A 13,697-nucleotide genomic window follows, 5' to 3' on the forward strand; every position below is an offset into this window, starting at 1 on the left:
GAGAATCGGATGAGCGACAAATACACCCAGTTCGTCAGCCACGGACTCGGCAAGGACATCGCCAAGCGGCTCGGCCTCCCGCAGCCGGTGGCCCTCCGGCGGTACCAGCCCGGCCGCCCCCTCATCGAAGGGCCCTTACTGGTCCAGGGATCAACCGGCGGCGCGGACGAGCTCGCCGCCACACTCCTGTCCTGGAACCTCGATGTCCGCCGTCACGCGATACCCAAGGAAAAGCTCGGCGCCATCATCCTGGTACTGGACGAACTGGCCCACCCCGGCGACCTCGAAAAACCCGTCCTCACCACGGCCGCCTCGCTGCGCGATCTTGCCCCGAACGCCCGCCTCATCACCGTGTCCCGCACGGCAGACTCCGCGCCGGGGCCGGCAACGGCAGCGGCCCGGCAGGGCGTGGACGGTCTCCTGCGGTCTTTGGCGAAGGAACTCCGGGCCGGCGCCACCGGCAACGGCATCCTGCTCGGGGACGGCGCACGGCCTACGAGCCCCGCGACGCTGGGGGCGTTGAGGTTCTTCCTGTCGGGCCGCTCGGCGTTTGTGGACGGGCAGTTCCTGACCGTCAGCTCCGACGCCGGGCAGCTGCCCGGGGACGTCGGGAAGCCGCTGGCCGGCAAGGTGGCCGTGGTGACCGGCGCCGCCCGGGGAATCGGGGCCGCGATCGCCCGCACCCTGTACCGCGACGGCGCCACGGTCATCCTCGTCGACATCCCGGCGGCCGGGGACCATCTTGCTGAGGTGGCCAACGAGGTCCACGGGACGGCCCTGCAGCTGGACATCAGCCGCGACGACGCCGGCCAACGGATCATCGACCACGCCGCGGCACGGCACGGCCGGCTGGACATCGTCATCCACAATGCCGGGATCACCCGTGACAAGCTCCTGGCCAACATGGACGCGGGCCGCTGGAACTCCGTGATCGCCGTCAACATCGCCGCTCAACTGCGGATCAATGAGGCGCTCCTGGCCTCGGAGCATTTCCGCGGCTCGCCCAGGATTGTGTCCGTGGCCTCCACCAGCGGCATCGCCGGAAACCGCGGCCAGACCAACTATGCCGCGTCCAAGGCCGGCGTGATCGGCATGGTCCGTGCCACGGCGCCGCTGATCGGCGGGCGCGGCGGGTCCATCAACGCCGTCGCTCCGGGGTTCATCGAAACCGAGATGACCGCCCGGATCCCCTTCGCGACCCGCGAAGTGGCACGGCGGCTCAACTCCCTGCAGCAGGGCGGCCAGCCCGGCGACGTCGCCGAGGCCATCGCGTTCCTGGCCAGCGACGCTGCCGGCGGGATTTCCGGCGAGGTGCTGCGCGTCTGCGGGCAGAACCTGGTGGGCGCATGAGCGGTTCCCAGACCGTCATCCTCGGCGAGATGCCGGCCCTGTCCAAGCTCTACGTCAACGCGGCGGCCGCGGCGGCGCGGCGACGGGTTCTGGGCACCCACGGCGGCACCGAGCTGCCGGCCTACACCCACGAGGTGCGCGGCGTGAAGGCCGACGTCGCCAACCTGACGGCCTACCAGCACCTGATCGGCGAGAGCGCGAGCGATGTCCTGCCGGCCGGCTTTATCCATGCCCTGGCGTTTCCGCTGGCCATGAGCGTGCTGAACCGGGACGATTTTCCGCTGCCCCTGCTGGGCATGATCCACCTCAGCAACACGGTGGTGCAGTCCGCGCCGGTCCTGTTCACCCAGGCCCTGGATATCCGGGCCCGGGTGCAGGACCTGCGCGGACACCGGGCAGGCACGCAGCTCGATGTCGTGGCAGAGGTCCGTGCCGCCGGCCAGGACGCCGTCCGCTGGCGCGGGGTCTCGACCTACCTGGCCAAAGGGGTGTTCCTGCCCGGGATCGACAAGACCTCGGTGCCGTTGACGCTGCCGCCGTTCTCGGTGCCGGACCCCACGGCCCTGTGGCAGCTGGGCGTTGACACCGGGCGGGCCTACGCGGCTGTGTCCGGCGACTTCAACCCCATCCACCTGAGCGTCCTGACTGCCAAGGCTCTCGGTCAGCGGCGGTCCCYTGCCCACGGCATGTACCTGGCGTCCCGGGCGCTGGCCGACGTCGGCGCCGTCAGGGGGGACTCGTTCCGCTGGGACGTCGCCTTCGAAGCGCCCGTGTTCCTGCCGGCCCGCGTGGCGCTGGACATCAGCACGGTGCAGGCCGACGGGGGCCCATGGCAGCGCTCCGACTATGTGGCGTGGAACCCGCTGTCCGGGCGCCGGCACTTCAGCGGTTCTGTCGCGGCGCTGCCGTAGCCGGGCCCGGGACGAATCTCCCGGGCCGGGACAACCCAGCCCCCGCCGCCGCCGTCCGTTCCGTCGGGCCTGCCCAGCGGGCGGACGCCGCGCGTTTGCCTAGCTTGCAGGCGTGTTGGCCGGTTCTGCCTCCGGCCGGCCCGGCGTGGCGACGCGCAGCATGCGGTGGAGGCTCACGAGGATGGATTCCACCGCGCTCGGGGCGTCCCTGCTGTGCTGTTCGGCGGCAAGCCGGGCCGTCAGCTCGTTGATGGCCGCGTCGGCGGAGCGGGCCAGTTCGGCCTGGCGTTCCGGCTGTTCTTCCTCCAAGGCACGCAGCACGTCCCCGACGGAGGCCATGGCGTCCCCGAGGGGCGCCGCGTAGGCGTCGGGGACCACGAACGGGGTGTCATGGTCCCAGATGACGTCCGAGAGCACCTGGGTCACGTCCTGGACGTGGAAGGTCAGCCGCTCGAGGTCCCGCAGGTTCCGGTAGTCGAGCTCCATATCGCGCGGATGCAGGTGGCGGCGGGGATTGGCCTGGCGGCTCGCATCGGCCTTCTCGACGGCGAGGCGCACGGAGCGGGCGTGGGCTGCGAGCGCCTCCGAGCGGCGGGACCAGTCCTGATGTTCCGGCGGCCAGCTTTCCTTGAGGGCCTTGCCCATGTCCCAGAGCTGCTGGGCGAGCGCCTGGCGCAGTTCCGCGATACTCAGGGCCGCGGCCCGGAAGTGCAGCGGCGGGAAGACCAGCAGGTTCACGATGATGCCCACCGTGACGCCGACGCCCATCTGGAAGAGGTACCCGAACGAGAACGAGTCCGGATTATGGCCGCCGACCAACAGCACCAGAAGCGCCGCCGTCGGGATCCAGTCCCGGCCCGAACCGATCTTGGGCAGGCCGGCAAGAATAACGCCCAGGCCCATGACCACCGCGACCGTCCACGGAGATGGCGCGCCGAGGCTGAACAGCATGAACGCAAGACCGACGCCGATCGCCAGTCCGACGAGCGTCTGTACGCCCTGGCGCATGGAACCGGCAACGTTCTCGTACATGGCCACCAAGGCGCCGAGCGGGGCGTAGTACGGATACTCGGCGGCGGAGCCCGGCATGAAGGGGGCGATCGCGAAGGCGATGCCCGCGGCCAGCCCTGCCTTCAGGGCCAGCTGGAGCCGGGGCCACAGCACGGCCGCGGCGACTGCGCTGCCCGCGGTTCGGGTCCATCGGCGCAGCGGGGAGGGCGGGCTGCCGACAGTCTTTTCTGGAAGGGCCATTCGGCTCACCCTAGGGCCGGGAGGCTCCTGCGACAACTGGACGAACCCCGGGAGGCGCCGAAGGAACCGATGCGGACCCGCTCAGGACGCGGCGTGGGCGGCCCGCCGCACCGCCGCGGACAGCCGCTGGGCCCGGCCCCCGGTCCTGCCCTCTTCGCTGCGGCGGGGCACATACCCGAACCCGAGGCCGTAGCCGGGATCCGCGAAGCCGAGGGCAGCGTTGGCGCCCTCGTGTCCGAACGCCAGATGGCTGCCGAAGTTCCGTCCCGGCTGGGGTTTCATGAACACCACGGCGAAGGCGTTGTCCGAGCCGGAGCAACGGTCCAGTCCCCAGACCTGCTCCGCGGCCATGAGATCGATGGTGGCCGGGTTCAGGAACGCGGGGCTGCCGTCCACCCCCGTTGTGGCGGCGGCATAGAGCCTGGCCAGCCCGTCGGCTGACCCCACACCTCCGGCGCTACTCATCCCCGAGGCGCGCACTGACCGATGGTTGGGCAGCTCCATGATGGTGCTGACCGGCGCGTTGCTGACCAGGCCATCGAGGCTGAGCGGGTCCAGCCACGGCTGGGCCGGGTCGGGATCGTAGAGTACCTCGCGGTATCGCGGTTCCTGGTCCTCAGGCAGGCCCAGGAAGAAGTCAATGCCCCACGGGTGGCGGATGCGTGCGTCGTAGAGCCCCTGGAGCGGCATCCCGGAGATACGGCGGCAAAGCTCCTCCATCAGGATCCCCATGGTCAGTGCGTGGTAGCCGAAGGCCGTGCCCGGGCGCCACAGCGGCGCCGAGGCCGCGAGACGCCGTGCCGCGGCGGGCGTGGTGAACTCCGCCAGCGGAAAACCGCCGACGACGCCGGGCAGCCCCGCCTGATGGGACAGGGCCTGCCGCACGGTGAGCCGGTCCTTGCCCTGGACGCCGAACTCCGGCCAGTAGGACGCGACGGTCCGGTCAAGGTCGAGCCGGCCGTCCTGGACGAGGAGGGCGATCACGAATGCGGCGACTCCCTTGGAACAGGATTAGGTGCCAGTGATGTCCCCTGGCGCGAAGCCCGGGCCGCCGTAAAGGTCCACCACCTTGGTGCCGCGGCGGTAGACGGACAGTTGCGCGCTGTAGCCCGCGTCATCGGACAGGAAGGAGTCGAAGAGCTCACGAACTTCCGCGAATTCGGGGRTGGCAAGGCCGGTCGAGACGGTCCGCGCTGATGTGTCCACAGCTCCCGTCTCCACAGCTCCGCTTGCCGTGCCCCACCCCGGCTCCGCGCCGGCCGCTGCCGGCATCAGGCTGCGCCGTGTCCCGGGGCGACCTCTTCACCGGCGCGGACCGGTCCGGGAGCCGTGCCGTCGCCGAACGGCCGGCCGCCCAGCGCTTCGCGGCCGTGTTCTGAGAGCCAGTTGCCCAGTTCAGGTCCGCGCGGGACCACTCCGGTGGGATTGATGTCCTCATGGACGATGTAGTAGTGCTCCTTGATCTGCACAAAGTCGGTGGTGTCACCGAACCCGGGCGTCTGGAATAGGTCGCGGGCGTAGGCCCACAGGACCGGCATCTCGCTGAGCTTTTGCCGGTTGCACTTGAAGTGGCCGTGATACACGGCGTCGAAGCGGGCCAGCGTCGTGAACAGGCGGACATCTGCCTCCGTGATGGTGTCGCCCACCAGGTAGCGTTGCCCGGCCAGGCGGTCTTCGAGCCAGTCGAGAGCCGTCCAGAGCCGATCGTAGGCGGCGTTATAGGCCTCCTGGGAACCGGCGAAGCCGCACCGGTAGACCCCGTTGTTCACTTCGGTGAAGACGCGCTTGTTGACGGCGTCGATTTCTTCCCTCAGGTGCTCCGGGTACAGCTCCGGCGCACCGGCCCGGTGATACTGCGCCCACTGCGTGGAAAAGTCGAGCGTGATCTGGGCGAAGTCGTTGGTGACGACCTGCCCGCTGGGCACGTCCACGATCGCCGGGACGGTAATCCCTCGGGGGTAGCCGGGGAAGCGGCGGAAGTACGCGTCCTGGATGCGCTCAATCCCGAGGACGGGGTCCCTGCCATCCGGGTCGAGGTCGAACGTCCAGGACCGGGCGTCGTGGGTGGGACCGGGCTGGCCGAGGGAGATGACCTCTTCCAGCCCGAGCAGCCGGCGCACGATCACCGTGCGGTTGGCCCACGGGCAGGCACGCGCCGCGATGAGGCGGTAGCGGCCAGGCTCCACCGGCCAGCCGGGCTCGCCGTTGCGGCCCGCGCCGCCGTCCCGGGTGATCCGGTCCTCAATGTAGTTGGTGTCCCGGGTGAATTCCTCGCCGCCGGTCACGTAGGCGCCCTTGGTGCTGAATCCCGGATCGTCGGTGTGGGTTCTCTGGCTCATGGTCCCAGCCTAAGGCCGGGCACTGAACGGTCCGAACACTGTTGCGCACTACATGGCGGTGAACACCGGCGCCATGGGCTGCCAGGCAAACCACCAGGCGCCGGCCACCACGGCGGCGAAGAGCGCAATCCATACCGCGGCGGGGACGGAGGTGGCCCGGGCCAGCAGGTAGGCGTCCGACGTCGGGAGCCTGTCGCGGTGCCGCAGATGGACGTTCGCCAGTTTGCCGAGATCCCTGACGGCCGCGACCAGGAGCGCCAGGCCCAGCACGATCATCACGTGAGCGTTGAACGCCGGCGGCACAAACAGCACCAGGAGCGCCGAGCCCAGCACGGCGGCGGCAGTGATGAGGAGGCCGACGCCGTTGCGCAGGAACAGGAATGACGCCAGGAGGATCAGCGTGCCCACCGACATCGCGGCGGGTCCCCAGCCGTTGAATCCGCACCAGACCATCACTGCACCAACGACGGCGGGCACGGGGTAACCCCAGAAGGTCGACCAGGCGGCGGAGAGCCGGCTCCGGCTGTAAGTCGTGGTGGTGCCGGAGTGGTCCAGGCCCAGCCGGATGCCCCCGAGCCGCTGGCCGGAGGTGAGGGCGGCGAACGCGTGTCCGAGTTCGTGGGTCACGGTGGCGAGCAGACCAAAGTAGCGCCAGGTCTGGCGCGGCAGGGACACGGCGACGGCCAGCAGGATCACCGCCACGAGCTCGGTACTGGTCACGTGCGGGCTGGGGGTGTGGGTGAACCCGGCAACGATCCGCTCCCACCACGTCAGGGCCAGGTTCGGTTCCACCGGGAGGCCGTGGCGGGTCATGTCCTGCCCGAGGCATGCTCGATGCAGTACGCCGTCCAGGGCCTGGCCTCCAGCCGGCCCTCGGGGATCGGGGCGCCGCACACTGCGCAGATCCCGTAGGTGCCCTCTTCCATCCGGGAAAGGGCGGCATCGATCTGCGCCAAGGAGGCCCGGCTCTGTTCCAGGAGCGCGGATGCCTGGGACAGCTCGAAGGCGATGGTGGTGCCCTCGGGATCGTGCTCGTCGTCGACATTGGAGTCCCGGCGGGCGGCATTGACCGAGGTGATGTCTTCGCGGAGAGCGGGCAGGAGGGCAAGCTTCCGGTGACGTTCCTCGTGCAGCAGGATCCGGAACCGTTCGACGTCAACCATAGAGTGCAAGGCTAGCGCGGGCGCTGTGGCGGCGCCTAAACGGTCGGAAGGGCCTTTCCGCGCCGCGGGCAGTGTCCGTGGTGGTACCCGTCCATCGGTCCTGCGTTTGCGGCCGCCGTGGAGGGACTCGAAGAACTGGTAGGTGAATCGCACATCCACGGAGGGGGCGCGGGGCGCGGAGGCAGCGTCTAGAGTGGGCGCATGGCGGACCAGACGCATCCCGAGACCACCGAAAACCCCGCAAACCCGGAATACGCAGGTTCACCTGGAAGTCCCGGGAACCCCGGGGTCACTGACATGGCTGACGCACTGCTGCGCGAACTCGCCGCGGCCCATGGCGTGGACACGAGCTACTGGGGCTGGGACGGAGTAGAGCACTCCGTGGCCGCCGGAACGCTGCGGGACGTGCTGGCGGCCCTCGGTGTCCCCGCCGACGGGCTCCAGGAGCAGCAGCGCTCCCTGGCCGAGTCCCGGCTGGCACCGTGGCGGCGCACCCTCCCGCCGGTTCTTGTGGTGAGGGAGGGACGGGAGACCCCCGTGGATGTCCATGTCCCGCACGGCAGCGGTGTCCGCGTCTGGATCGATGCCGAGGACGGCAGCAGGCATGACGCCGTCCAGCGGGAGAACTGGGACCAGCCGGTTGACGTCGACGGCGTCCTGACAGGACGTGCCACGTTCGCCATTCCCGGCGGCCTCGGCCTGGGCTGGCACACCCTGACAGCCGACGCCGAAGGCACCCTGGCGCAGTGCCCGCTGGTTGTGACGCCCGACCAGCTCCGGGCCCCTGCCGTGCTCGCGAAACGCCGCACCTGGGGGCTGACGGCCCAGCTGTACTCCGTGCGGTCCTCCCGGTCCTGGGGGATTGGCGACTTCGCGGACCTCAGCGACCTCGCCGCGGTTGCCGGTGAGCAGGGGGCCGGCTTTGTGCTGGTCAACCCGCTGCATGCCGCCGAACCCGTGCCGCCGGTCGAGGACTCCCCGTACCTGCCCGCCACCCGGCGCTTTTTCAGCCCGCTCTACCTGCGGGTGGAGGAAATCCCGGAATACGGTTACCTGGACGCTGCAGGCCGGGCCGAGGTGGCACGCCTGGCCGAAGGTTTGCAGGCGGCCAACCGGTCACGGGACCTCCTGGACCGCAACGCCAGCTACACGGCGAAGCTCACGGCCCTGGAGCTCGTGTTTGCGGTTCGCCGCGGTCCGGCCCGCACGCGGCAGTTCGCGGACTTCTGTGCCGAGCAGGGGCAGGGGCTCGAGGACTTTGCGCTGTGGTGTGCGCTCGCCGAACAGCTGCCGCAGTCGGCGCCGGAATGGGCCGGGGCGGCGGCATCCCCGGCCTCGCCATACTGTGTGGAGCAGCGGCAGAGGCTCGCCGCCCGGATCGAGTTCCACTGCTGGCTCCAGTGGCTCTGCGACCAGCAGCTCGAGGCGGCCCAGCGTTCTGCACGCCAGGCGGGGATGGGGATCGGTGTGGTCCATGACCTCGCCGTTGGCGTGAAGCCTGGCGGTGCCGACGCCTGGACGCTGGCCGGCGTTCTCGCCCGGGGCGTTACGGTGGGCGCACCTCCGGACATGTTCAACCAGCTGGGCCAGAACTGGTCCCAGCCGCCGTGGCACCCGGGCCGGCTCGCCGAATCCGGCTATGCCGCCTACCGGGACATGCTCCGGACCGTGCTGCGGCACGCCGGCGGCATCCGCGTGGACCATATCCTCGGCTTGTTCCGGTTGTGGTGGATCCCCGAGGGCGCCGGCCCGGAGCACGGCACGTACGTGCATTACGACTACGAGGCGCTCATCGGCATCCTGGCCCTCGAGGCGCAACGGGCCGGGGCGATCGTGATCGGCGAAGACCTGGGCGTGTTCGAGCCGTGGGTCCGCGGCTACCTGGCCGAACGGGGGATCTTCGGCACATCAATTCTCTGGTTCGAACACGACGCCGACGGCCCGATCCCGCCGGAGCACTACCGCCGGCAATGCCTGACCAGCGTCAACACCCACGATCTGCCCCCGACGGCGGGTTACCTTGCCGGGGAACATGTCACTTTGCGGGAATCGCTCGGGCTGTTGCGGCGCCCCATTGATGAAGAACGCGCCGAGGCCGCGGCCGAGCAAGAGGCAGTGCTGGGCCAGGTCCGGGCACGCGGCCTGCTGACGGACACCGGCGGCACCGATGTCCGGGCCACGGTGGAGGCGCTGTACGCCTACACGGCGTTGGCCCCGTCCTCGCTGCTGGGCGTGGCGCTCGTGGACGCCGTGGGGGAGACCCGGACCCAGAACCAGCCGGGCACCAGCACCGAGTACCCGAACTGGCGCATCCCGCTGGCCGCTCCCGAGGGCGTGGTCCTGATCGATGACCTGCCGGGCAATGAGCGGTTCCTGTCCCTGCTGGGCACCGTCCGGAGTGCCCTCGATTCCGGGACCTGAGCCGGACCTGAGACCCTGCCCGCAGACGGCATTGGCCGCGCCGATGCCGGCCGCTAGCATGGTCCGATGACGCGGATCGGCCGAGGGGGTCTGGCGGGCGTTTGGGCGCTGGCGATGCTGTTGGCGGGGTGCACCCCGGTGCAACCCTTCCAAGCGAGCCCGCCTGCGCCCTTCCAATCCACACCGCCCCAATCCACGCCTGCTGAGTCGGCTCCTGCCGAATCCCCGTCCCGGCCCCCGGGCCAGGACACGCCTCCCGCCGCGACCCCTCCACCGTCCCCGTACTTCRCACAGCCGGCGCCGCACCCGGAGCCGGGGCGGCAGGGCAACGGCGGAATCGAACACATTGTGATCATCGTCCAGGAAAACAAGGCGGCCTCGCAGATCATGGGAGCCAGCGAGGCAGGCTACTTCAACAAGCTGGCGGCGGAATTCTCCACGGCCGCCAACTATCGGGCCATTACGCATCCGAGCCTGCCCAACTACCTCGCCCTGACGAGCGGGACCAACGCGGGGATCACCAGCGACTGCAAACCGAAGTCCTGCACCGCCGATGTGCGCTCCATCGCCGATGAGATCACCCAATCCGGACGGACGTGGAAAATGTACGCCGAGGGCATGCCCGCGCCCTGCGTTGCGCACGACTCCCGGCGGTATGCGGTGAAGCACAATCCGTTCATGTACTACCCCGCCGTGACGGACGATTTGGCCTCGTGCTCGGACCATGTTGTGCCGTATGGCCGGCTGGAACAGGACCTGCAGTCGGCGTCGGCCCTGCCGGACTACTCCTTCATCAGCCCAGACATGTGCAACGACACCCACGACTGTCCCATCAGTACCGGAGACGACTGGCTCTCCCGCGAGGTGCCGCGGATTCTTGGGTCACCGGCCTTCACGACGCAGAACTCCCTGCTGGTGCTTACGTGGGACGAGGGCAGCAAAGACGACAACCGGGTGGCCACGGTATTTGCCGGCCCGGCGGCGCGGAAGGGCTTCACCTCCCATGCCGCCTACTCGCACTATTCGTTGCTGCACACCATCGAGGACGTGTGGGGGCTGACGCCCCTGACCGACAACGTCCGCAATGCGCCCCTCATGAGCGAATTTCTCAACCCCTAGCGGCGGGCGGCCTTTCCCGACCAATACACAGGAATCACTGCCCATAATGGTCCCGAAGCTCCGGTCAACCGCTATTTGACCGGAGCTTCGCCACGTGCCCCTGGCAGGCGCAGCCGCGGTGCCGGGTTCCCCTGAAAGAGGGCTTAGGGCACGGGCGGGCGGGCATGCCGGTTCCTAGAATGGAGTATGGCCGGTTCCGAAGTCATTGAGGTGGAACACAAGTACAGCCCTTCGGAATCCGACGCCCTCCCGCAACTGGGAGCAATCCAAGGGGTGGCTCGCGTCGGGCAACCCGTTACAGAGCAGCTGGACGCCGTCTACTTTGATACTGAGGCACTGGCGCTGGCCGCACGGCGGATCACCCTGCGCCGCCGGTCCGGCGGTCCGGATGCCGGCTGGCACCTCAAACTCCCAGTCACCGCGGGGGAGCGGCGGGAGATAGGGGAGCCGCTTGGAGGCGACCAGGATGCCGTGCCGGAGCTTTTGCGCCAGTTAGTGCTTGTTCACACCCGCAGCCAGATGCTGGTGCCCGTGGCACGCGTCAAGACGAACCGGAGTTCGACCCCCTTGTACGCCGCCGACGGCGCCGTCCTGGCCCAGTTCAGCGACGACCACGTCGAGGCGCAATCCCTGTTAGCCCCGGCAGCACCGTCTCGGTGGCGGGAGTGGGAGATTGAACTCGCCGACGGTCCCCGGCAGCTGCTCCAGGACGCCGACGCACTGCTCGCAGCTGAGGGAGTCCCCGTCTCCTCCCTGCCGTCCAAGCTGGCCAGGGCTCTCGGATCCACCTATCCGGGGGATCCCGAAGCCGCCCCAAAGCCGAGCCGGCACGGGCCGGCCTCGGACGTCGCGCTGTCCTACATGTTCCAACAGGCAGGCGCCCTGAAGTTCCATGACCCGGGAGTCAGAGTCGATGCGCCCGATGCCGTGCATCAACTTCGGGTGTCCGCGCGCCGGTTACGGTCAGCATTGGCGACCTTCCGGAAGCTCACAGATGGGACGACCGCCAAGTTCCTGCGGGCCGAACTCCAGTGGCTCGCCGGCACCGTGGGCCAGGCCCGGGACACCGAGGTCATCCGCGCCAGGCTGAAGGACATGCTCGACGCCGAACCACGGGAGCTGTTGATCGGTCCGGTTGCGCAGCAAGTCGAAGAGCACCTCGGCACCATCCAGCAGCAGGGCCGTGCCGCAGGCTTGGCGGCGCTGGACAGCGACCGCTACTTCCGTCTCCTCGATTCCCTCGATGCCTTCCTTGCAGCACCTCCACTCAGCGCCTCAGCAGAAAACGAAGCGCTGCGGACGGTTGGACGGCTCGTCTCAGGGGAACGAAAGCGCCTGAACGCAGCGGTCCGCGCCGTAGACAGCGCCACCGGACGGGGGCCGCAGGATGTTGCACTGCACGAAGTTCGAAAGAGCGCCAAGCGGCTCCGCTATGCCGCTGAAGCCGCCTCCCCGATTTTCGGCAAACAAGCAACTGCCCTTGCCCGGGCCGCGGAGGGCATCCAGGAAATACTCGGAGACTTCCAGGACAGCGTGGTCACCCGACAAACCCTGCTCACACTCGCGGCAGAGTCCGCGGCCAACGGAGGCAACGGATTCAGCTACGGGCGCTTACATGCCTTGGAACAGCTACGCGGGGATCAGGCCCGCGCACGGTTTTACGATATGTGGCAACAGTCCAGACCGAAACCCTTGAACTGGAAGTAGCCGCGATAAATTCAGCGCTGCGAAAGAGAGAGCCCGATGACCGAACCCCACACCGGTATTGCGGCCATATGGTCGGACGGACTCGGCCGGGCCAGCATCCGATCCGTCCAGGCCCTCACGGTGGCCGCCCTCGCATGGGCGATCATCTGGACCGCGACCCGTGTTCCACTCGTCATCATCCCGGTCCTGATTGCCGTCATCCTGGCCGCCGCCATCTCGCCGCTGGTCCGCTGGCTCACGGAGCGCTCCTGGCCGCGGGCCCTCGCCGTCGTAGCCTCATTCGTGGCCATCCTCGCTGTCGTCGGCGGCATCATCACCGGCATCGTGATCCTGGTCTCCCGCCAGTGGGCAGAGCTCTCAGCCCACGCCGCCGCCGGGGTTGCCCAACTGCACTCCTTCCTCACCACCGGACCTGTCCCAATCAGCGACATACAGATCACCGCCGCCATCGACTCGGTGCGGGAGTTCTTCACCTCCAGCACCTTCGGTGCAGAAGCCCTCATCGGGGCACGCACCGTGGGGGAAATCTTCGCCGGCGCCATCTTGATGGTCGTGACGCTGTTCTTCTTCCTCAAGGACGGGCCTGAGATCCGGACCTTTCTCATCGGCTTCCTTCCCGCTGACCACCGCGCCAAGGCACGCCTGGCCGCAGACCGCAGCACCGTCGTCCTGGGCGGTTACGTCCGCGGCACCGCAATCGTCGCCGCAATCGACGGTCTTGTCGTCGGGATCACCCTCGTCATCCTGGGAGTTCCCCTGGCCCTTCCGCTGGGCGTATTCATCTTCATGGGCGGATTCATCCCGATCATCGGGGCCACCGTTGCAGGTACCCTCGCCATCGCCGTCGCCCTGATCTCCAAAGGCCCCGTTCAGGCGCTCATCGTCCTCGCCGTCGTCATCGGCGTGAACCAGCTTGAACACCACTTCCTGCAGCCGGTCCTGATGGGCAAAGTGCTCAGAATCCACGGGCTGGCCATTCTGCTCGCCCTGGCTGCCGGCACCCTGCTCGCAGGCATCGTTGGAGCGCTGCTGGCCGTGCCGATCACCGCCGTGGCCTGGACCGTCCTCAAGACGTGGTCCGGCCGCGATCCGCTGCCCGAGCCTGAGCAGCCGGGTGAGGCAGAGCCGCAATAACAAAGCAGACACAAAAAAACACCCTGGAATCCTTGGATTCCAGGGTGTTTCCTGTTGTGCGCGGAGGGGGACTTGAACCCCCACCCCCTTTCGAGGACTAGCACCTCAAGCTAGCGCGTCTGCCATTCCGCCACCCGCGCAGGTGGTAATTCCGGGAACGTTTTCGCCTTTCAGCGTTTTGCTTTTCTCGGAAGCAGCGAGAAAGACTCTAGCACGACTTTTCCGGAAACAAATAATCGGGGCTTTGCGGGGGCGTGTGGGTAGGCTGAAGCCAGCAATTGAGCCACCCGCCACGAGGAGCC

10 protein-coding genes, 1 tRNA gene and 1 pseudogene are annotated in these 13,697 nt (G+C 68.6%); 6 read left to right on the forward strand and 6 right to left on the reverse strand.

All coding sequences use genetic code 11. The features are described from left to right. Positions 1 to 9 precede the first annotated feature (9 nt). The gene (locus AC1D2F_RS11330) at positions 10 to 1,350 is read left to right on the forward strand and encodes a 3-oxoacyl-ACP reductase (protein WP_229992586.1); all 1,341 of its coding nucleotides are present in this window, start codon (positions 10 to 12) and stop codon (positions 1,348 to 1,350) included. Continuing rightward, complete coding sequence (locus AC1D2F_RS11335; protein ID WP_476966745.1) at positions 1,347 to 2,261, forward strand: MaoC family dehydratase; 915 nt, start codon at positions 1,347 to 1,349, stop codon at positions 2,259 to 2,261. Before AC1D2F_RS11330 ends, AC1D2F_RS11335 begins: the two co-directional genes overlap by 4 nt. A gap of 99 nt (positions 2,262 to 2,360) precedes the next feature. On the opposite strand, the gene AC1D2F_RS11340 is transcribed toward AC1D2F_RS11335, so the two are convergent. From AC1D2F_RS11340 to AC1D2F_RS11360, 5 genes and pseudogenes are all read right to left on the reverse strand, one after another. Next, positions 2,361 to 3,422: an FUSC family protein gene (locus tag AC1D2F_RS11340; protein ID WP_229992647.1), complete on the reverse strand. Its 1,062-nt coding sequence runs from the start codon at positions 3,420 to 3,422 to the stop codon at positions 2,361 to 2,363. A 171-nt stretch (positions 3,423 to 3,593) separates the two neighbouring features. Further along, a pseudogene (locus tag AC1D2F_RS11345) lies at positions 3,594 to 4,718 on the reverse strand (serine hydrolase domain-containing protein). 65 nt (positions 4,719 to 4,783) lie between these two features. Next, entirely contained in the window at positions 4,784 to 5,851 is a 1,068-nt protein-coding gene (locus tag AC1D2F_RS11350) for a glutathione S-transferase family protein (protein WP_229992584.1), read from the reverse strand. A gap of 48 nt (positions 5,852 to 5,899) precedes the next feature. Beyond that, positions 5,900 to 6,664 carry a M50 family metallopeptidase gene (locus tag AC1D2F_RS11355; RefSeq protein ID WP_229992583.1) on the reverse strand — a complete coding sequence of 255 codons (765 nt, stop codon included), beginning with the start codon at positions 6,662 to 6,664 and terminating at the stop codon, positions 5,900 to 5,902. Continuing rightward, positions 6,661 to 7,014: a TraR/DksA family transcriptional regulator gene (locus AC1D2F_RS11360; protein WP_229992582.1), complete on the reverse strand. Its 354-nt coding sequence runs from the start codon at positions 7,012 to 7,014 to the stop codon at positions 6,661 to 6,663. The genes AC1D2F_RS11355 and AC1D2F_RS11360 overlap by 4 nt, the downstream gene beginning before the upstream one ends. A 201-nt stretch (positions 7,015 to 7,215) precedes the next feature. Between AC1D2F_RS11360 and malQ the strand changes: the two genes are divergently transcribed. The 4 genes from malQ to AC1D2F_RS11380 all read left to right on the forward strand — a co-directional run bounded on the left by malQ (position 7,216) and on the right by AC1D2F_RS11380 (position 13,395). Next, a complete protein-coding gene (gene malQ, locus AC1D2F_RS11365) occupies positions 7,216 to 9,435 on the forward strand; it encodes a 4-alpha-glucanotransferase (RefSeq protein ID WP_476966746.1) in 2,220 nt (739 codons plus the stop codon). Between the two features lie 348 nt (positions 9,436 to 9,783). Beyond that, positions 9,784 to 10,554, forward strand: coding sequence for an alkaline phosphatase family protein (locus tag AC1D2F_RS11370; RefSeq protein ID WP_476966747.1), 771 nt, complete (start codon positions 9,784 to 9,786; stop codon positions 10,552 to 10,554). 186 nt (positions 10,555 to 10,740) lie between these two features. Continuing rightward, positions 10,741 to 12,261 carry a CYTH and CHAD domain-containing protein gene (locus tag AC1D2F_RS11375; RefSeq protein WP_476966748.1) on the forward strand — a complete coding sequence of 507 codons (1,521 nt, stop codon included), beginning with the start codon at positions 10,741 to 10,743 and terminating at the stop codon, positions 12,259 to 12,261. Between the two features lie 36 nt (positions 12,262 to 12,297). Further along, positions 12,298 to 13,395 (forward strand): AI-2E family transporter, encoded by a 1,098-nt coding sequence (locus AC1D2F_RS11380; RefSeq protein ID WP_229994989.1) that lies wholly within the window; start codon positions 12,298 to 12,300, stop codon positions 13,393 to 13,395. A gap of 57 nt (positions 13,396 to 13,452) precedes the next feature. Here AC1D2F_RS11380 and AC1D2F_RS11385 read toward each other — a convergent pair. Beyond that, positions 13,453 to 13,535: transfer RNA gene (locus AC1D2F_RS11385), tRNA-Leu, on the reverse strand. Positions 13,536 to 13,697 lie beyond the last annotated feature (162 nt).

This window comes from Arthrobacter sp. P1_B3 (genome assembly GCF_056406615.1).

What these genes read in the sequence shown, in the direction of transcription:
- AC1D2F_RS11360 (WP_229992582.1), bottom strand. Translation starts at nt 7,014, where the DNA reads ATGGTTGACGTCGAACGGTTCCGGATCCTGCTGCACGAGGAACGTCAC.
- malQ (WP_476966746.1), top strand. Translation starts at nt 7,216, where the DNA reads ATGGCGGACCAGACGCATCCCGAGACCACCGAAAACCCCGCAAACCCG.
- AC1D2F_RS11330 (WP_229992586.1), top strand. Translation starts at nt 10, where the DNA reads ATGAGCGACAAATACACCCAGTTCGTCAGCCACGGACTCGGCAAGGAC.
- AC1D2F_RS11355 (WP_229992583.1), bottom strand. Translation starts at nt 6,664, where the DNA reads ATGACCCGCCACGGCCTCCCGGTGGAACCGAACCTGGCCCTGACGTGG.
- AC1D2F_RS11375 (WP_476966748.1), top strand. Translation starts at nt 10,741, where the DNA reads ATGGCCGGTTCCGAAGTCATTGAGGTGGAACACAAGTACAGCCCTTCG.
- AC1D2F_RS11380 (WP_229994989.1), top strand. Translation starts at nt 12,298, where the DNA reads ATGACCGAACCCCACACCGGTATTGCGGCCATATGGTCGGACGGACTC.
- AC1D2F_RS11350 (WP_229992584.1), bottom strand. Translation starts at nt 5,851, where the DNA reads ATGAGCCAGAGAACCCACACCGACGATCCGGGATTCAGCACCAAGGGC.